At 60.4% G+C, this 17,827-nt stretch carries 24 protein-coding genes; 5 read left to right on the plus strand and 19 right to left on the minus strand.

The annotated features are described in order from the left end of the window. From ABJK70_RS03760 to ABJK70_RS03775, 4 genes are all read right to left on the minus strand, one after another. Complete coding sequence (locus ABJK70_RS03760) at positions 1 to 1,068, minus strand: DUF3150 domain-containing protein (RefSeq protein ID WP_156881394.1); 1,068 nt, start codon at positions 1,066 to 1,068, stop codon at positions 1 to 3. A gap of 212 nt (positions 1,069 to 1,280) precedes the next feature. Beyond that, positions 1,281 to 1,517: a hypothetical protein gene (locus ABJK70_RS03765; RefSeq protein ID WP_086132945.1), complete on the minus strand. Its 237-nt coding sequence runs from the start codon at positions 1,515 to 1,517 to the stop codon at positions 1,281 to 1,283. A gap of 85 nt (positions 1,518 to 1,602) precedes the next feature. Next, on the minus strand, positions 1,603 to 2,349 hold the full coding sequence (locus ABJK70_RS03770) for a hypothetical protein (RefSeq protein ID WP_139840975.1): 747 nt from the start codon (positions 2,347 to 2,349) through the stop codon (positions 1,603 to 1,605). 2 nt (positions 2,350 to 2,351) lie between these two features. Then, a complete protein-coding gene (locus tag ABJK70_RS03775) occupies positions 2,352 to 3,296 on the minus strand; it encodes an AAA family ATPase (protein WP_086132947.1) in 945 nt (314 codons plus the stop codon). Between the two features lie 136 nt (positions 3,297 to 3,432). On the opposite strand from ABJK70_RS03775, the gene ABJK70_RS03780 reads away from it, so the two are divergent. Beyond that, a complete protein-coding gene (locus ABJK70_RS03780) occupies positions 3,433 to 3,642 on the plus strand; it encodes a hypothetical protein (RefSeq protein WP_086132948.1) in 210 nt (69 codons plus the stop codon). Here ABJK70_RS03780 and ABJK70_RS03785 read toward each other — a convergent pair. The 12 genes from ABJK70_RS03785 to ABJK70_RS03840 all read right to left on the minus strand — a co-directional run bounded on the left by ABJK70_RS03785 (position 3,613) and on the right by ABJK70_RS03840 (position 11,653). Further along, positions 3,613 to 3,900: a hypothetical protein gene (locus ABJK70_RS03785; protein ID WP_086132949.1), complete on the minus strand. Its 288-nt coding sequence runs from the start codon at positions 3,898 to 3,900 to the stop codon at positions 3,613 to 3,615. The genes ABJK70_RS03780 and ABJK70_RS03785 overlap by 30 nt on opposite strands. A gap of 238 nt (positions 3,901 to 4,138) precedes the next feature. Further along, the gene (locus ABJK70_RS03790; RefSeq protein ID WP_156881393.1) at positions 4,139 to 4,339 is read right to left on the minus strand and encodes a hypothetical protein; all 201 of its coding nucleotides are present in this window, start codon (positions 4,337 to 4,339) and stop codon (positions 4,139 to 4,141) included. Positions 4,340 to 4,471: 132 nt separating this feature from the next. Continuing rightward, positions 4,472 to 4,603, minus strand: a complete 132-nt coding sequence (locus tag ABJK70_RS03795; RefSeq protein WP_280860329.1) for a hypothetical protein — start codon at positions 4,601 to 4,603, stop codon at positions 4,472 to 4,474. A gap of 324 nt (positions 4,604 to 4,927) precedes the next feature. Next, the gene (locus tag ABJK70_RS03800) at positions 4,928 to 5,290 is read right to left on the minus strand and encodes a hypothetical protein (RefSeq protein WP_086132951.1); all 363 of its coding nucleotides are present in this window, start codon (positions 5,288 to 5,290) and stop codon (positions 4,928 to 4,930) included. 158 nt (positions 5,291 to 5,448) lie between these two features. After that, positions 5,449 to 6,447 carry a lambda-exonuclease family protein gene (locus tag ABJK70_RS03805; protein WP_347257423.1) on the minus strand — a complete coding sequence of 333 codons (999 nt, stop codon included), beginning with the start codon at positions 6,445 to 6,447 and terminating at the stop codon, positions 5,449 to 5,451. Beyond that, on the minus strand, positions 6,444 to 6,794 hold the full coding sequence (locus ABJK70_RS03810; RefSeq protein WP_086132953.1) for a hypothetical protein: 351 nt from the start codon (positions 6,792 to 6,794) through the stop codon (positions 6,444 to 6,446). The genes ABJK70_RS03805 and ABJK70_RS03810 overlap by 4 nt, the downstream gene beginning before the upstream one ends. Positions 6,795 to 6,867: 73 nt before the next feature. After that, positions 6,868 to 7,875: a phage recombination protein Bet gene (gene bet, locus ABJK70_RS03815; RefSeq protein ID WP_347257424.1), complete on the minus strand. Its 1,008-nt coding sequence runs from the start codon at positions 7,873 to 7,875 to the stop codon at positions 6,868 to 6,870. Positions 7,876 to 7,982: 107 nt separating this feature from the next. After that, positions 7,983 to 8,546: a single-stranded DNA-binding protein gene (gene ssb / locus ABJK70_RS03820; protein WP_086132971.1), complete on the minus strand. Its 564-nt coding sequence runs from the start codon at positions 8,544 to 8,546 to the stop codon at positions 7,983 to 7,985. A gap of 280 nt (positions 8,547 to 8,826) precedes the next feature. Continuing rightward, entirely contained in the window at positions 8,827 to 9,180 is a 354-nt protein-coding gene (locus ABJK70_RS03825; protein WP_086132955.1) for a hypothetical protein, read from the minus strand. Continuing rightward, entirely contained in the window at positions 9,181 to 10,179 is a 999-nt protein-coding gene (locus ABJK70_RS03830; RefSeq protein WP_086132956.1) for a ParB/RepB/Spo0J family partition protein, read from the minus strand. A gap of 2 nt (positions 10,180 to 10,181) precedes the next feature. Continuing rightward, the gene (locus ABJK70_RS03835) at positions 10,182 to 11,045 is read right to left on the minus strand and encodes a ParA family protein (RefSeq protein WP_086132957.1); all 864 of its coding nucleotides are present in this window, start codon (positions 11,043 to 11,045) and stop codon (positions 10,182 to 10,184) included. A gap of 344 nt (positions 11,046 to 11,389) precedes the next feature. Next, positions 11,390 to 11,653, minus strand: a complete 264-nt coding sequence (locus ABJK70_RS03840; RefSeq protein ID WP_210024352.1) for a hypothetical protein — start codon at positions 11,651 to 11,653, stop codon at positions 11,390 to 11,392. Positions 11,654 to 12,089: 436 nt separating this feature from the next. Here ABJK70_RS03840 and ABJK70_RS03845 point away from each other — a divergent pair, with 436 nt between their 5' ends. Beyond that, positions 12,090 to 13,859: a hypothetical protein gene (locus ABJK70_RS03845; protein ID WP_347257425.1), complete on the plus strand. Its 1,770-nt coding sequence runs from the start codon at positions 12,090 to 12,092 to the stop codon at positions 13,857 to 13,859. Between the two features lie 170 nt (positions 13,860 to 14,029). Here the strand turns inward: ABJK70_RS03845 and ABJK70_RS03850 are convergent, their stop codons facing one another. The 3 genes from ABJK70_RS03850 to ABJK70_RS03860 form a co-directional block, all read right to left on the minus strand. Beyond that, positions 14,030 to 14,185 carry a hypothetical protein gene (locus tag ABJK70_RS03850; protein ID WP_156881389.1) on the minus strand — a complete coding sequence of 52 codons (156 nt, stop codon included), beginning with the start codon at positions 14,183 to 14,185 and terminating at the stop codon, positions 14,030 to 14,032. 69 nt (positions 14,186 to 14,254) lie between these two features. Continuing rightward, positions 14,255 to 14,461: a hypothetical protein gene (locus ABJK70_RS03855; protein WP_086132960.1), complete on the minus strand. Its 207-nt coding sequence runs from the start codon at positions 14,459 to 14,461 to the stop codon at positions 14,255 to 14,257. Positions 14,462 to 14,562: 101 nt separating this feature from the next. Continuing rightward, positions 14,563 to 16,230: a tyrosine-type recombinase/integrase gene (locus tag ABJK70_RS03860; RefSeq protein ID WP_347257426.1), complete on the minus strand. Its 1,668-nt coding sequence runs from the start codon at positions 16,228 to 16,230 to the stop codon at positions 14,563 to 14,565. A 138-nt stretch (positions 16,231 to 16,368) separates the two neighbouring features. Here ABJK70_RS03860 and ABJK70_RS03865 point away from each other — a divergent pair, with 138 nt between their 5' ends. The 3 genes from ABJK70_RS03865 to ABJK70_RS03875 are packed head-to-tail and all read left to right on the plus strand — an operon-like array spanning position 16,369 to position 17,751. Continuing rightward, the gene (locus tag ABJK70_RS03865) at positions 16,369 to 16,626 is read left to right on the plus strand and encodes a hypothetical protein (RefSeq protein ID WP_210024135.1); all 258 of its coding nucleotides are present in this window, start codon (positions 16,369 to 16,371) and stop codon (positions 16,624 to 16,626) included. Next, complete coding sequence (locus tag ABJK70_RS03870) at positions 16,616 to 17,518, plus strand: hypothetical protein (RefSeq protein WP_156881387.1); 903 nt, start codon at positions 16,616 to 16,618, stop codon at positions 17,516 to 17,518. The genes ABJK70_RS03865 and ABJK70_RS03870 overlap by 11 nt, the downstream gene beginning before the upstream one ends. Further along, entirely contained in the window at positions 17,515 to 17,751 is a 237-nt protein-coding gene (locus tag ABJK70_RS03875; RefSeq protein ID WP_210024133.1) for a WGR domain-containing protein, read from the plus strand. The genes ABJK70_RS03870 and ABJK70_RS03875 overlap by 4 nt, the downstream gene beginning before the upstream one ends. The last annotated feature ends 76 nt before the right edge of the window (positions 17,752 to 17,827 follow it).

Below are 17,827 nucleotides of genomic sequence, written 5' to 3' on the forward strand. Positions count from 1 at the left end.
TTAGAACCAGCAGTCATCCGCCGTGGCGGTCGTCACCAAAGGCTCCGGAACGGAATCCAGCGGCTCGGGTTCAATGGAGGACGCGTCCGGTTCCAGCTCTTCCGCGAGATCATCGAACAGACTGAAGTGGTCGATGACCGGAGATACCGATTCGGCTGGGCGATCCTCACCCGGAACCGAAGCCGGAGCACTCCCGTGATTCATCGGAAGGCTCAGCTCCGGTATCTGCGTCAGCCCTTCCCCGTGACGCTTGATCTTGTCGGGGTCGGACAGCAACAGGGCGGTCGCAATCATCTCGCTGAGGTATGGCCCATCCAGTGCGCCGGTTTTTGGTATGCGGGCCAGGAGATCATCAAGCGTTGCGACGACCGGATGGACCCGATGATCCAGGAACGCCAGCCCATTGAGCTTGTCCCGAATCCGTTTGAAGGGACTCAGGGCCTTGCGGGTGACCGCCTGGCGTCCCAACAGGGAGCTCTCGACCAGGTCGTTGGCGTCCTGGGCGATTTCCCGGAACAGGGTTTCGCTCAACGAGCCGACCTTGCGGTCGAGCGACGACTCGGCTGCGCCTCCGGTTTCCGTCGACTCCGGGTGTGACACCCGGTAGATAATGTAATCGAACCGGAGCCCGGCGGCGACGACCTCGACGGGATCCACGGCGCGGCGGATCGCCTGTTCGAAACCGGGATGTCGCGCGATCCAGGCGTCGATAGTTTGATCGTACCGAGCCAGGAACTCAGCCCGGGCCTCCCGAAATCTCACGGCAATCTGCTCCAATTCCGACCGGATCGAGTCGAGCGAGCCTTCCGGGATGGCAAAGCCGCCGAGAAAGCGCGTACCGACCTTGAGGCAAACCCGCTCGGCCTCCTTCTTGAGGCGGTTGAACACCGCGAGCTCTGTGGGATCAGCGATTTTCTTCGATCCCAGCGAGGCCAGATCCTCGGGCGGCAGCACGCTGCCGTGAGCCAGGATCAGATCCTCCTTGTGGAGTTTCTTGCGGCCACCCCAAATATGGGCGTCGATTTTAACCACCCGCAGGCGGTCGAGAATCATCGTGGTCTCTTGCATGGTGCAGTCTCCAAAAGAGAAGGAACGCACCTTGCCTCAGGGGCGAATCGATGCGCCCCTTCGGGGTTGATTGGATAGTCCTCGGGTGTAAGCTGAAAGAATCCAGCCACCACCGGAGATGATCATGACGTCCAAGGTCGTTCACGGCGGGCGCGATCGCCTGGAACATCAACTCGTGGCAGCGCTCTTTTCACCTGCCACTGAGCCTGAAATTAGATGGCAACAGGCCGTAGGTCGCACGGCTTCCATCCGTCATGGCCACCATCATTCCAGTCGCCGGCGATGGTGATGTTCATCTCCTGGTTGCGCGGATCCCAATAGATGCCGGTCACCAGAAACGTGCCGCGCCAGTCACACGCATAGGGCGTGCTCTCCTTCACTTCCACGGCCATGCCGAAGGTGAGCGGCTTGCCGTGCTCCTCTTGAAACTGCTGCATCTCAGGGTTCATACGGTCCTCCAAAAGAGCCATCGACTTAAAAAAAGGGGAGGCTCTACCCAAGGGGATCGCCTCCCCTTAAGGGCTACGAGAAAGATCAGAACCAGTGGTCCTGATCCGTCTGAATGATTTCCGCTAGATCGATGCGCGGCTGAAGTAGTCCCAGCGCTTCAGCCATGGGCCTGACGTTCTCCAGATCGGTACCGAACTGGGCCAGCACCGGGGTTTCCGTTCGGAGATCGGTCCCGATTTCGAGACCGTCCTCGGTCGCGATCGAAACCATCACGCCGTCGGGCGCCCGTTGCTTGAGGCTCATCAGAACCAGCACAGGCATAACGCCTTGGTCCAGCCCGATTTGGCCTGCCCCGGAAGCGCCGGTCCCCGGAATTCGCCAGTGGCCGATAACCCCGGGTTCGAATTCGGCGTGGTCGCTCCGATCGAGTCGGAATGCCATAGCCAGATCGTCTGCCGCACTCGCCACCGCTCGGCCCCAATCGAGCAATTGCGCTCGCGGCACCGATCGGTCGATTCTGATACGCCAGTAGAACGCTTCGGTCCGAACCTCGGGTGGGGCTGGCACTGGCGTCTCTTGGGCATCCATCTCGACCGGCTGGAGTTTGCCCTGATCATCGATCCGCACCTGACCGACATGCACGTATCCCTTGCGCCGCTTGGCGTTTTCCAGGGCCGTTTTGTCCCGACGGCGGGTGCTGATCTGTGGCAGGGTCGGTCCGGTGGGACCCCAACGGGTCGTGATGGTATCGTCCGAATTGCGCCGGATCGCCCAGTCCTTGCTGGCCCCGTTCGGATACGTGAATCGGTACAAGTCGTACGTCTCCATCACGGTCACGTGCTCCGCCAATCATCCCCGAAAACATCGGCGGCAATCCGATGGATCGCCAGCCGTTGCTCGGGCTCGGCCCGCAAGGTCAAGGCCCGGTCCAAGGCGTATTCCAGGGCATTAGGCGCGCCCTTGAATGCCACCGTTAGCGACGCCCAGCGGATGAGTCCGCGTGTGGACATCGTCACGCTGAGCATTCCCGGTCCCTCCTCACTGCCGACGAAGAGCTTTCGCACCTCGTTGGCAACATGAATCATCTTGTCCCGGATGACGGCCGGGATGGCCGGCACCGTCTTTGCGAGAACCGCGTCTTCCAATTCCGGTTCCGGATAGCCGATCTCAATCAACCGGAAGCGGTCCAGAAAAGCGAGGTTCTGCCGCAGCACGCCTTGGTAGACGCCGCTTTGATCCCCGCCGCCGGCGCTGTTGCCGGTGGCGATCAGGCGGAACTTCGGGTGCGGACGAATCACTTCGCCGCCGTTCTGCGGAATCACCAAGGGTTGGCCCTCAAGGACGTCGTTGAGCCCGGCCAGTTCGGACGGGTCCATCAGATCGATCTCGTTCACGATCAAGAGGTGTCCGTCGCGAACGGCTTGGGCCAAGGGGCCATGCACGAACTGCAGGTTGCCGTTGACCAGTGTGAACTGGCCGAGCAGGTCGTTCAGTTCCAACCGGCCGTGGCAAGTGACCGCGTCCACCGGCCAGTTCAGCCGGGCGGCGATCTGCGTGACCAACGAGGTCTTGCCGGACCCGGTGGGACCCGTCACATAGAGCCCGTCGCCATGGGTTTGGCTCAGGAACGCCAAAACATCCCGCAGCGGTTCCCTGCGGAACACGTACTCCCGTTTGACCGGGATCTTGGGATGGCCGCCGTCGGCGAAGCCTTCGACGGTCAGCTTGGCCGGAGCCTGGATGCCGAAGGTGTCGGCAATGGAAAAGGCTTGGTACATCGTTCCTCCTATTTCAGGATTTCACCCGGCGGGGAGGCGCATGATCCCCAAGGGGACATGAACCTCCCCTTCGGGGTTGCTAAACATAGACGCTGCGGTACGATGACGCGATGGAACACCGTACCCGGAGCGATCCATGATCAAATTGGGCAATCACCTCAGACTGACGCAAGACGAGCTCAAGGCCTTTCGGGCCATGACCGGCGTCCTGAAGCCGCCCCAGACAGTCGAGGAGCACAATGCCGCGCTGGAAAAGACGGCATCGGCGTGGCGGGACGAGGACGAGGGTCCGGCGTCCCGTTTGCTGCAAGCCGTGCTACTCGCGGAACGCATCCCTAAGGAGTAGCTCGGCGAGCAGGGCGGACTTGCGGCGGCCGATCGCCTTGAGCCCCAAAAGTTGGCGGAGCGTTTCGGCTTGGCCGCGGTCGAGCAAGGACAAGACGATGGTCCTGGCCAGGTCGTCGTTCAGTTCCCGGAAAACATCCGGCTGCTGCACCAGCACACCCGCGACCGTGGCGGGTTTGAGCGTCGCCATCTCGAGGATCTGGTCCTCGGCGGCGATACGGGCGGCCATTCTTGAAAAACGGGTGTCGCTTCGTTTCATGATGTGTCTCCTGCTGAAAAAATCAGGGGAGACATGTCCCCCCAGGGGCAGAATCTCCCCTGAGTGGGTTGCAAAAACTTACTTGCCTCGTTGGAGGAGAATCAGATGGTTGATTTGACAGTAATCGATGGGCAACGAGAGTCACTGGAGCAGGTTGCTATCGAAGCCTTTCATAGGAACGATATGCGGCTGCTTGGGCAAACACTTGCTGCCTTAGAGCCGAAGGCGCGCTTACGGCTTATCCTTTGCGACTCAGACGGGCGGCCTTGCGGCGCGCATGGAGTTCTTCGCGGAGAAGGTCCGCCACCCGAATAAGACCTGTTCTGAGATCCTCGTCGGAGCTGTCCAAAACCGCATCGATCGCATCGAGTTTTTCGATCAACTCGTGGTCTGTAGCATTCAAGCAAAAGCGTCGAATAATCTTGAACACTTCTTTCATGTCGTGCCTCCTTCTAAAAAATCAGGGGAGACACGTCCCCCATCAGGGGCACTATCTCCCCTGGGCGGGTGGTCAAACAGCACGTTGCAAGCGCGGCTTGGTGCAACTGCATCAGGTCGGCGTTTCGAACAATCAGTTCGCCAGGACGTTTATGGACGTCCGCACGAACATCCAGAACCGGTCCTCGGTCTCTGGTGGCAGCGACAGTCCCGTCGCGAGAAGCATCAGGAAACCAATCAAACTGCTGATCATTTCTCGGGTCATGGCAACCTCCCAATACATCCAAGAGGTGCCACGCCCCCTCCGGGCATAGCGCCCCTTGGGGGTTGATGAAAAACTGCGGCGTTGTCAGTCCGCAGCGGTTGAATTACCGGGCTTGACGCACCCGGCGCGGAGAAGATTGACTTCCCCGCCGCCTGGAGGCGGAACGCCTGCCCAAAGGCAGGGGTCAACGCTCGCGGAAACGAGCGTCTGAACGAATCGGCTTTTCCGCTGACCTCGCTGAGGCAAGGACAGGGGAAAAGCCCCAACCGAGGTTGGGGCGAATGTTTTTATTCCAGTGAGCCTACGGTGATGTGGGGCTGGATGTTATGCCGTACGTCGGCACTCCGCATACTCCGGCTCTGTTAGGAATTGCTTGAATGTGCAACCGGTGATGTCTCTGATATCCAGGTATTTCAGATACACCCGTTTCCTGCGGGGGTAGCGAATTCGTCTATGACTTTCAATCGCAGCCGCTCGACCTTTCTCGGTTGTACAGTACCAATCGTAGCCGCCTTGCTGGCTATACAACCGCACCACGCCAATCTGGGCCATTTTCTGCAGGTGTTGGTCTCTACGGTTTGCGCAATAGTAGTCGCGATATGGCTTCGGATCGCGCAAGGAGGGATCATCAATACCAAGCATATGTCTCAATGTCTGCAATTGGTCTTCTGTTAGCTTCTCGCTCATAAACACACCATGATCCGTTTTATGAAAGAGTTGTTATGCCTCTGATTTAAGGCTCCACACACCAAAATCCGAAGAGCCTCCAACTCAAAGGGGGCGCATCACAACCTTTGGATGATGAATACGCCCCTTTGATTAGGGTTAATTAAGGACTATCGACATCAGAACCAGGCATCGACCTCGGCCGCCTTTTTCAAGGCTTCCGGCTCGAACGGCACTTCGGTTCGCTTGTCGTCTTCCGCCCTGACGGTGATCCGAACGCGCTCAGAGGGTTTTCTTCGGAATCGCTTCAGATCGTTCTCGGTCAGATTAGGCAGAAACTCCGTCACGGCCGCCTTGTAGTCGATGGCGCCTTGTTGGAGACAGCGGCTGATCCGAATACCCGATGACTCGGCGAACGCGAACTCCCCCATCATCTCGACCAATTGCCGCTGCAGCTCGGCCAGCGCTTTTTCGATCGCCTTGGTTTCCGCCGCATAACTGGCCAATTTCTCGTTCAACTGCCGGTAGTCGGCGGCCAGGCGAAACCACGCCTCCAGGTCGGGCCCGCTCGGGATGTACAGATCGCGCATCGGCTCCAATGGTGGCTCCGTGCCGGTTCGGACGCACTCCCAAAAGCGCCGGGCGGCCTCCACCAGCCGGGCGATACAGTCCTCGTCCCGGGGCACTTCAAGATCGAGAAAGGCATCGTCGCATTGGAGTGTCAGGTACCCGAGATCGGATTCCGACACGTAAATCTGGGCTTGAACCTGCGGGTAGTAGAGCTGGTAAAGCACCGACTGGACGCCGTTCGCCACCGCGTCACGGAAGTTGTCTTCCGTAGGCGCTTTGAGTTCGACCGGCCGACCGCCGTCGGTCAGACCGTCGAAGCTGGCCCGTACGATCGGTTCTTCCGTCGATTCGGCACAAACCGGGAGCAAAAGGACATCATGTCGCGCCTCGTAGCGACGCCGCGCTTCCGGTTCTTCCCGAATGCCGCGCTGGACGTTGGGATTGCCGGACAGGTCCTGTTCAAGGAGCCGGCCGGTCTTTTCGGCCCACAGTCGCCAAGGCGTCTTGTAGGGCGATCCCAACAAGACGGTCGCGTCCGAGGCCGTGACCCCGGCGCGGCGCCAGGCATGCCATTCAGGGCTCCGTTGCGCCAGATCCACGATCTTCATGCCGACCTCCAGCCGCGAACGGGCGCGTCGACTCGATCTCTTTGCACGCTGAGTTGGGCGGCAATCGATAGAACGTTGCTCGTCTTCCGCAACCGGCGGGCGCAAGCCGCGGCCTGCTCCGCATCGTCGAAAAACAGAAGCGTCGCGTCGTCGGTCTCATAGAGCCGAGCGCCGTAGGCTTGGGCGATCTGCTCGAAACTCGTCGAGGCAGATTCGCCCTCCGATTGTATCCAGATACGCTCCAGGAACTGCCGCCCATGCTTGCGCACGACGGCCGGGGTTTCGTAACGGTCCCAGTCCGTGTGGAGCGGGAGCTGGTTGGGTGATTTAAGGGTTTCCTTTGTCATGGCATCCTCCAATGAAAAGGGCGCCATGACTCCCGGGCGGGGCATGACGCCCCGATCTGGGGTTAATAGAAAATTAAGCCGTTCGACGCGCGCGGCCCGTCGTTCCAAGGGACTCGCGAGCTTGCCGGAACGCGGCGTGTGGCGTTCCGTCCGGCACCGGTGGTGTTGCGCCGTTCTGGCTGGCCTTCTTCAGCTCGGTCAGAACGTAGGTCAGCTCGCTACCGCCGTAGTGCTCATTGGCCCAGTCCGAAGCGGCCTGCCATGCCCCGGCCTCGCGGGCTCGGGTGATCAGCGCCTCTGTCTTTCGCTTGACTTTGTCACTGATCTGCGAAGGATCGATCGCGTCTGGTTGCCCGGCCGGCGGCTCCGTCTCGCCAGGGTCCTCTTCGATCCGGGTAGCCGTCCCTTCGATGACGGGAGCCGCCGCCGGATCGTCGATCACCTTGCCTTCCATTTCCTCGGCGGCGTAGTCGCCGCATTCTTCGGGAAAGGCTGCGCGCAGCGAGGCGGCCTTGGCGCACTTGTGCAGCTGTCCGCGGGGCCGCTTGATCCACATGCTGGTCGGCACTTCCGAGTTCTTCCCGCCCGCGCGTGAGTAGGCTTCGAGCCAGTAGACCGGCTCGGTGAAGGCACAGCGCTTACCGGCCACGATCCGGTAGACCGTCACCTCGCACCATTCAGGGAAAGTCACCGTAGCCTCGACCTCCTCCCATTTACCGTCCGAGTTTTTCGCCCGTCCGCTAAAGGTGTGCGTCCGGTCCGGTCCCCATTTCGGCGGGTCCATGCCGGCCCAGGCCTTGGTCCGTGAGGCCGTGGTCTGGATCTCCTGGATCGAGGGCCAGACCGTCTCGACTTCGCGGCCCAGGGCGGCGTTCCACATCGGTACCACGTGGACCGGTCTCTTGAACACGTCCATTCCCCTCGCCTTGCAATAGTCCAGTGCCATGAGGATGGCGGCCGGGGTCTTGGCGGTCGGGAACAGGACATCCGTGAGAAGTTTCCAGGTTTGCACGGTCAAACCGTGCGCCTGAGTGGCTTCCACCGGCATCGGCAGCCGGGCGTGCGTATGTGCTTCTGACATGGTTGATCTCCTTGTGATGTTATAGGGGACACCATGCCTCCATCGGGAACCAAAGTGTCCCCAGATGGGAATGTGATCGATCGAATCGGCTCGGTCGCCGGCCGTTCTTAACGGAGGATCGGATTCTCGATGAAGGTCACGAGTCCGATCTTGCGAGCCGGCCGGGTAGCGACGGCGAACGCCGAGACGAATGGGATGTCGTCATCGAAATCGTTTAGATCGTCGAACGCCGAACCCGTCTGTGTCCTAGAACTACTGCCGCCACGCGGTGATGGGGCGGGAGCGTTTTTGGCCGATCGATGGCCGGATTGCGCCGGATGACCGTGAACCTGCTCTCCGCCACCGTTCTTGGGACTGAGCATCTTCAGCTCCTGTCCCACGATCTCGGTCGTGTACTGGTCCAGTCCGTCCTTTTGCCACTTGCGAGTCTGCAAGCGCCCTTCGAGATAGATGAGCGAACCCTTCTTGAGATATTCGGCAGCAATTTCACCCAGCCGTCCGAATAGAACGACCCGGTGCCATTCGGTATTTTCCTTGCGTTCTCCGGTTTCCTTGTCCTTGTAGACTTCTGACGTGGCGATCGCGAGATTCGCGATAGCCGTGCCCTCGCCGGTGTAGCGGACTTCGGGATCTCGACCGAGACGGCCGATGAGTTGTGCCTTATTCAACATGATGAGTGCTCCCTCCGCCGCGCGCGGGACATGAACAGGTTGAAAAGCCGGGGTGCGCGGAACGCCGGCGGACACGTCCAAAGGGAAGCACATGGGAATCCCTGCAGGGGTATGTGTCCCCCTGGACAGGGTTTTGGATAGCCTGGCGGGATGGCCCGCGCGGCTGGTACTGGGCTGTTTTATTTGAGACCCCAGCTAGGTCTTCCTCAACGGCGAACCGTCGAGGCAGAACGTTCTGCTGAAAACCAGAACTGTAAATTCGAGTTTAATTCATATCTCGTTATTGATCGATCGTCAAGCGTTCCACTACTCGATTACCGATACGGTGGCGAATGGCCGCACGAATAACCGCCGAACGAACTCCTTCGAAAAGCGGGTCTTGTCGTCTGACAACAAGACAGGCTTGTTCAAACAGAGCCCAGGTCGTCTCGTCGAAATTAACGATGTCCAGAGCGTCGTTGTCGCTCAAGGCTTCGCTGAGACCGACCTTGGTCAATCCTGGATCGGCATCAACTAGCTCTCTAATAGCCTCACAGATCCATCTGCTCTTTCCCTTGGGGCCATACACAATGAGTGCGGAATGCTTAACTTGGTCCAGTAAAGGAGCCGGCAACCGGTAACTAACTTTCCGCATTCAGTCAGTACCTTTTTCGAGCGAATCAAGAAAAGATGCCCATAGACGCGACACAGCTCCAAGATCAGTCCAATCGATATCGGGAACGGCCGCTTCCCCGAGCACACCGGCGATTAATTTGCGGACGACATTCGTGTTATTAGTCCGGCCAAGATAGACATGTGTCTTGGGGCGCCCTCGTGCCGAGACAAGCAAGTGATCATGGCTGTCATGAGTATCGCTATGCCTTTCGTCAGACGGCTTGCCCTTTAAAGAATCGAAGATCTCTTTTGGATCACGCCCTTGCTTTAATGCGTTAACGGCCGTATCACGCTTTTGAGGGTTTTCGATGCGAGCAAGATTCGCGGCTGTTTCTATGGCGGTGACCGTTCCGGTTTTGAGCCACTGTTGAACGTCTGCTGGGCCACGAATAATAGACAAATAGGAGTTGGCCTGTGTATGGGATATTCCCAGCAGCTCTGCCAATGCCCGCGACGTGAGGTCTTTTCCTTCTTCTCTCTTGTATTCCTCGATCAACGCCATAACATTGGAAACACGCTCCCACGGCGTTAGATCCTCTCGAAGGACATTCTCGGCATATTGAATTCGCCTCAGCAATCTAGGTTTTTCATCCAATATCCAGGCCGGTATGGTCTCACGTCCGGCAAGTATGGTGGCGTAGAATCTGCGTTCGCCAAAAGCGATGCGGAACCGGTCTCCGTACCTATAACACTTGATTGCTTGTTGAACACCTATTTGTTTGATGCTGACTGCAAGCTCCTGCAAAGCATTCCAAGTCATTTGTAGTGTGTCGGGTACGGGATGTCCGTTGGCATAAAGCGCGAATGTTTCGCGATTCAGGCCAAGTTTCCTTGGGTTGTCAGGATCGGGATCAATCCGGTCAAGCGGGAGTTGTTCGATGTTGAGTCCGTCGGTTGCACTGTCCATGCTACGTAGGACGGAAGATATACCTTGGCCTACGACGGACAGCGTACCGAAACGCTTTTTCTTCGTTGTCACTGCTATATCCCCAGATGGTGTTTGATGTACCGGCCTAACTCGTCGGCCTCCTTCCTCGCCGGGTCTTTCGCAGATAGCTCGAATACCGATGGCGGTGCCGCATCGGCGTGATCAGACTCTGCAAATGCGATGCGTTGGCCCAAATGAAACGGCGTAAGAAACGGCGAGATCGCTTGGTCGTTTTGTAGACTCGCCAAAAGTCCTTCGTGTAGTGCGACTCCCTTTCGAAACATATTCGGAAGGATGCCTAAGATAGCGAGGGCTTCCGATGGTTTTCGTTTAGCCTGTTCGCGTCGCCACAGCTGAAGCATGCCGTACAAACCTTCAATTGGCTGAGGTTCCATTGTCGTCGGAATCAAAAGGTGAGTGGCCGCCCGAACTGCACTTACTGTCAGGGGTCCTTTCGAAGGCGATGTATCAAGGATCACCAGATCATATGAGTATTGGACATCGTCACGATAAAGAAATTGGCGAAGTCGATCATGGACCTGAGTCACGACTTCTTCGGCCCGAACTAGCTCAACCGTACGCAGTCGCGAACCATGACCTGGGAGTACATCGACTGACGCGTAACGCGTGCCGTAAGGGACTACCATGCCTTCATAGAATATGTCGGCACTCGCACTGCGTCCGCTCCACTGAGGATCCTCTTTTTCGTCGTAGTCGGGGTGAAGTGGGGGGATGACACCGTCTGGATCGGTCGGGTCTAATTGCATCGTTAGAAAACGACGGGAAAAGTTGCATTGTGGGTCCAGATCGATTCCGAGAACGCGAATACCCTGCATGCCAAAATACTCGGTGAGAATACGAGCTACCGTCGTTTTGCCCACGCCCCCCTTGTTTTGAACGATCGCGAGCACGCGCATGATGCCTCCCGTGAGGAATGATTTTTGTAAAGTGACTTTACAGAATTTTGTTATACCGTATTACTTTTTTGTTTGGCAAATATGAACGGCGTGGATTGCGGCAAAGGCCTCGCCACCACACTTGCCGCAGGGTGAGGCGATCAAGGATCGGCAGCTCCTGGTTGTGAGATCATCACCGTATGACATTCGGCTTGCGGGTGAAGGAATTATTTTTGTAAAGTGACTTTACAGAATTTCGTTATACTGTATTACTTCTTTGTTTGGCAAAAGAGTGTTTTGCTCTTTGTTCAGTTACTTCCGCGCGGCAACTACCTTCAGTTCCTCGAAAGTGGTGTAGCGCTGTGTTATGCACCTTCTTGCCGCCACCGCGATGGATACCTGCCGTGAAAAGCAAAAGCATATGCCAGTGCTTCAGCCGGCGTCATCTTGCCGAAGATCACCAGCGCTATTCCGAATATCCCCCCAATCAAGACCATCGAGAAATAGAAAACAATAGGAATCGAAAGGAGCGAGGTTCCGATCCACATTAAGAATTGGACGCGCCGTTCTTTCAGTGGCCCAGCTCCAAGTGGCAACCCAAAAGCAAGCCTTGCTTTGTACATGACCACGACGACAATCGCCGCACCAAGAATAACCGCGATCCAACCGAGGCCATCCGTGAGAACACGGTATCGAGGCTGAGGTATTACGTCTATAACTCAAGAAACCTTTGGCGTGCGGCAATTCTTCCCGCGATTGAAATCGCGGGCTTCCTTGTCGCGAGAATTGTGAACTTTTCGAAATCCAAGTCTACGGACCGTCAAAGGTTCCTCTTGGACACAGGGAGCATCCCTCCGAGCCGAACGGGCGGCATGCCCATTGAAACTTCAATTTTGTCTTCTATCTTTTTTCGAATGGGTGACATACCCATTGAATTTCCTATTCTTTCTTCCCTTGGGTCCCCGACCAGCCGTGATCGCCACGATGGTCCATAACCAGTAAAAGAGGAACCTAACGCGATGAACGCCACCGTTAACCCTGCCCGCTCCATGCTCGACGCCCCCGATGCCCGTGCAGTTGCTCCAGTGGCAGGACGTCCCGACGACCACGTTACAGCCCTATGCGCCCGATCCGTCGCTGCCGATGGCGCGGTACGCCGTGATGACCGTGATGTCGTGGGCACAGTCCCAGGGCTACGCCGGCGCGATCCCCACCTGGGAGGTGGGCAACGGGACCTGGGGCGTGATTCTTCTCTCGAACCACGCCGATCTTTCGCTCGTGACGATCCCGATCTCCGACCTGCAGTCGTTCGATCCCACGGACGTCGCCGGGTGGGGGCAAGCGGTCATGCGCTGGGCCAAGGCTCAGGGGTACCAGATGGCCATCCCCACGTTCCAGTCCGACGGCACGAACGTCACCGCGCTGGCATTCGGCGCCGGCTATCCGGCGATCACGTTCTACGACGCCGACAACGCACTGCTCTTCCAGTCGCTCGCCCAGCCGCGCAAGCTGTGCAACCTCCAGGACCCGGCGGTGTGGGCCAATGCCGTCATGCGGGTAGCTAGGTTGAAGGGCTTCGGCGCCGGCTGGCCGACCTGGGAGTGGACGACGTCGCGCGGGATCATGGGGCTGTCGGCATACGATTACGGCCCCCTCCCGGCGGCGACCGACGCTAACGCCGACAGGGTGCTCAAAGTGCTCAACAAGACGCTCAATACGATCCAGGTCTCGACCGCCGACGCGCTGGCGGACTTCTCGGGCATCTACGACACCTTCAACGAGGCGCCCATCGTAGACCCCGGCCTCCAGATCCTGACGGATTGCATCTTCGGCGCGGTGCAGATCGCCGCGAACCTGATCCCGGACGTCGGCGGCGCGGTGGGGGCGCTGATCAGCACCGCCATGACCGCTGCGCAGGACGCGGCCAATGCGAAAGGAGGCAGCGGTCCGACCACGCTCGAAACGTATCAGTCCATGCTCAGCGCGGCGTCCGATGCGACGGCCACCTACGTGTCCACGCTCCACGACACGCTCATGAACAGCAAGACGAACGGGACGCTGCAGCAGGTCTGGGAGCAGGTTTATACCAGCCCGATCAGCGGGCAGACGACCCAGCTCGGCATGCTCGCCAACGCCTCCGATGACGTAGTTAACGGCGACGAATACTGGACCCAGATGGGCGACCAGATCACCAGTCAGCTCAACCTGAACCTTCAAGTCGCGATCACCGGACAGCTCTACACCATCCAGCGCCGCACCTACCAGAACGCGCCCGCGACCAAGCAATGGTGGCGCGGCTCCATCGCCGAGGTCACCTCCCCGACCGGCAAATGCGCCGAATACATCGCATCGGCCGACGATGAGCTTTCGGTCTGGTTCACCGACTTTGTGCAGGAGCCCGGCCACTTGCGCGGCGAGTACGTGACCGCCACGGAGTTCTGGCTCCAGGCCGCCAGTGACATTCCCGAGTACCCGCCCAGCGACCTCTGCTACGCCCTGTTTTCAAGCGACGGGTTCGGCAATACTCAGGGCTACACCGGCGCGTTCAGCAAATCGACCGTCTATAACTCGTGGCTGATGACCACGTACGAGATCGGCAGCGGGTGGACGGAGAACGGCGGCGGTTACGCCCAGCAGTGGAGCTATTCGTCGGGCGGAAACATCGTCACCGCCACGATCTTCGACTACGGTGACGGCTGGCAGGTAGATGCCGGGTGGACGGACGCCTACGGCAACCTGCACCTGAACACGTCGAACCCGAACGTGCAGCAGGCCAACCAGCAGTGCGGCTTCCTGCAGCAGGTGATCGTGAACTATTTGATGCCCCTCAACTGAGCCGGAGCGCCCCCTGCTGCGCGCAGCAGGGGGAACAGCTTGCGGAGAGGGAAATCGCCTAGGACGGGCGTATCGCTGGGATGCGGAATGGATTGCAAGAGGGCCGCCGGGCAATCGGACGGCCCTTTCTGCTGCCAATTACCCGCGACTGAAGTCGCAGGTTATCTACTTCAATACACCTCTCCGTGGCTGCCGACATTGACGAAAACGATGTCCCGCTCCCTAATCTCCAGCTCCAGAGTGATGCGGTATTGCATAGAAATCGAAACGGAATACAAGCCCGCCAACCGTCTTTGCAGGGGATGCAGACGCAAGGACGGATGCATGGGATTCTGTTCCAGCAGTAATAGGGTTTTGAAATAACGTTCTCGAACAGTAACAGAGCACATTGAGTTCTAAAAACGGCTCGATGATTTCTTGAATGACCGGGTCCGATTTTCGCTCCGCCATTTGGATTGGGGCGGCAGAATGATCACCTCGTCCGGCAAAACCCACGTACCATTGATTTTCTCAGCGCCCACGATCCGTCTTTCATCGCAGAGGGCGCGCCGATAGCGCCGGGATCGTTTCAGTTCCAGCGCTGCTTGGGCAATGCTTTTCATCGGTTCGTCGTATCTCTCTCACGGGGTGGGTTTCGGAACGGATGGCTGGCCCGGCCGGTCCCAGGATAGTCTCATCGATCAGGTTGAACCGAAAGCGTCTTTCACTCCGGGGATTCCGGGGTAGCGCGGTGCCGCGACACGGTTTCCCGGTGGCGCCGCGCGCGTTCGGCCGACACGTAGCGCGAGGTCGTCGCCAGGCTGGCATGGCCGAGATTTTCCCGCACCGCCTCCAGCGGCACGCCGGCCTCCAGCGCGTGGGTGGCATAGCTATGGCGCAGCCAGTGGGTCGTGGCGCGTTCGAGGCGGGCGGCGCTGGCGGGGTCTGTGGTAGCGCGCGCCCGGGCCGCCGCCCGGACGAAGCCCACCAGCGCGCGGTAGAGCCCCGAGGCGGTCAACGCCTTTCCATTGCCCCGGAGCCGGCCGACCAGCGGCACCGGCCGACTGCCCGCCCCCACCGGCTTCTCACCGCGCGCCCGCAGCTCTGCGTCGATTGCGGCCAAGAGCGCCTCGGAGACCGGCACCTCGCGTATCTTGCCCCCTTTTCCGGTCACCCGCAGCCACCAGTAATCGCCCTCCCCTACCGTCTCCCGGACGAGGTCCGCCGTCGTCGCCTGTACCAGCTCGCTGAGCCTCAGGCCAGTTTCATAAGCGAGGGTCAGGACGAAGACCAGGCGCCGCAAGCGGCGGGCGTCTTCGTCACTGCTTGCCTGTCGCGCGGCGTCCTCACCGTAGGCCAAGAGCCAGCGGAAATCGGCTCGCGTCAGGACCCGATTCGGCCGCTCGACCATGAGCCTGGATCGCGGCAGGCCATCGAACGGATTGGCTTCGAGATAGGCTTGGCGCACCAACCAGTCGAAGCAGGCCGCCAGCACCGACCGGGCGAGCCGCTGGCTGGCAGGCGAGAGGGCGCGGCGGAACGGGCGCCAGGCGGCGCTGCCCCGGGTCGCGCCGTAGGGGCCGAGCCAGTCGGGGTGGGGTTCACGCAGAAACCCGAGATAGGCCGCGCAATCGGTGGTGTCGGCATCGGACAGCGCCTTGCCGCGCTCGCGGAGGCAGTACACCAGGAACCGTTCCACCTCGCGCCGGTACTGGCGTCGGGTGCCGGGCCGGTCGGCGTAGAGCGAGAGCCAGGCTTCAACCGCCTCGAGATCCGTGTCGGCCACGATCCGGCAGCGCCGTTGATGTTCCCGATTGGCGCCCTGGCGCCCATCCAAGGCTTCGTGACCGATGTAGAGGGTTTTGAGGCCCGGATGGCGCGCCTCGCTCGGCGGTCTCGCAGCCACGGCCGGGAGCCCGCCCGGCATTGTCTTAAGACAAGCCTCGGCCGTACGGGCGATGGCGGGACCGACGCCGGGATAGCGCCGCCACCAGCGCGGCCCGTGGGCAGTCCTGGCGGCCTGGAGGTCCCCAAGGCGGGCGAGTCCCGCCGCGACGAGGGCCTGAGCGATGCGCGGGGCGAACCAGGCGTCGACCGGATCGGTGGGCTGCGGCACCGGCTCCGGCCGCGACGCCGCCCAAGCCACGGCGACGTGGGCCTTTTTCTGCCAGGCGGTCAGCCCGGCTATCGGCGGCTCGTCCGCGAACAGCGGGGCGAGTTCGGGACGGCCGAGGCGCTGGGCCTTGGCGGCGAGGCGCTGGCGCAGCGTTCGGATCTGCTGGCGAGCGGCGAGGGCGTCGTCGGTGTCGAGGTACTGCTGGGCCAGAACCGGATACGGCAGGCGCTCGATCCAGCCGCGCAGGAGGGCGGTTTCGGTGGAATTCAGGGGCATGGCAGCGGTTTCAGACGTCAGACTGGGCTTATCCTAGCGCTTTCGTGTCAATTATGAAAAGAATAGTTTTCATGATTTTCATCATACTACATTCATAATATTCTATGTATTAGATATGATGTTATGTTATAAGTAGCCGTGTCTGTCTATCGGAGATTGCCCATGACCCTGCCCTTCGATCGGGACCCCGCCGCCTGCGCCATGCTGCGCGCCCTCGTCCACGACGCCGTGCTCGGCGCCCGTCGCGCCCCGACGCCCCGGGTCCAACGTTTTCACGGCTATGCCATCCGGTGGCGTCCCCTAGCATCCGGCCGAATCGAGGTCGTAATCAGCCAAGGGGGCGCCCCGTTCGAACGAACCGTCGTGCCCTTCCCCGGCCGCGCCAATGGCCGCTGACCGCAAACGCGACGCCATCGCCACCTACAACGCCGCCTACGCCGCCTGCGGGGAGTTGTGGTTCAAGGAGCATCTGAAGCCCACTGTCGCTCTGATCGGCCAGCGGATCGGCATTCAGCACAATGTCGTGATCTCGCGCGCGATCAAGGACTGGAAGGTCGATGTGGATTTCGAGCGGCTGGTCGAAGAGCGTATGGCGGCCGCCCGCACCGCTCAGCCGGCGCGCGATGCGCGGCTGGATCAGGCTCTCACCGGAGTGGTCCGGATGGCGCAGGAGGAGGCGCGGCGGGAGTTCGAGACGCTGCGGGAAGATCTGGAACGGGAGCGAACGGTGCTGCGCGCCGAAACCGACGCGGCCCGGACCGAGGTGGACCGGATCCGCCGGGAATGGGACGCCTACCGGAGCGCGGCCGAACAGGCGCGGACAGACCTGCTCGGCCAGTTGGCGCAACGGGATCAGGCACTTGCGACGCTGCGGGACTGCGAGCGCGGCCTCCGCGAGGCCCTCGCCGCCGCCGAGGCCCAGCGCGCAACGCAAACCGCTACGCTCGCCGAACGCGAAGCGGCCGCCGCGAAGACGCTCGAAACCCTGGAGCGACGCTTCGAGGCCGACCATGCCTGGCATCTGCAACGGATTGCGGAGGAGCGCGACGCCGCCCAGCGGGCGGCCGAGGACCGGATCGAACGCCTGCAGCGCCGGATCGGGGAACTCGAAACCGAGGCCCAGGCCGCCGCGCAGTTACGGGATCTGCTGCGCCGCCAAGCCGATACCCTCGCCGCCCTCCAGCGCGAGTGGGCGGCTTGGCGTCCCGGTTCTGACGCGGATTGGCGACCGAAGCCGTGGGCGCCGGACCGGAGTCGCCGCCCCGAACGATTTGGGAGACGTCGATGACCTCGAGCTATCTCAACGGGATCGATCTCGAGCGCAACATGGCCCGCTTCTACCGAATCACCGTCACACCCACCCTGTTCGGCGATTGGGCGCTGATCCGGGAGTGGGGACGGATCGGCTCGCCGGGAACGGTGCGAGAGGAGTGGTTCGAGACTGTGGAGCGGACAACACAGGCCGCCGGCAAACTGAATCGACAGAAACCGCGGCGGGGATACCCTGCGGTTGGCGGGTAAGGTCGGATTGTCCGCCTTGTGCGCGATATGACAGAAAACGCTGAGGCCCCACTCCCGTCAGGCTGGCCGCGTTTTT

It is taken from the genome of Methylocaldum sp. (genome assembly GCF_039794385.1).
In the GTDB taxonomy this organism is placed as follows: domain Bacteria; phylum Pseudomonadota; class Gammaproteobacteria; order Methylococcales; family Methylococcaceae; genus Methylocaldum.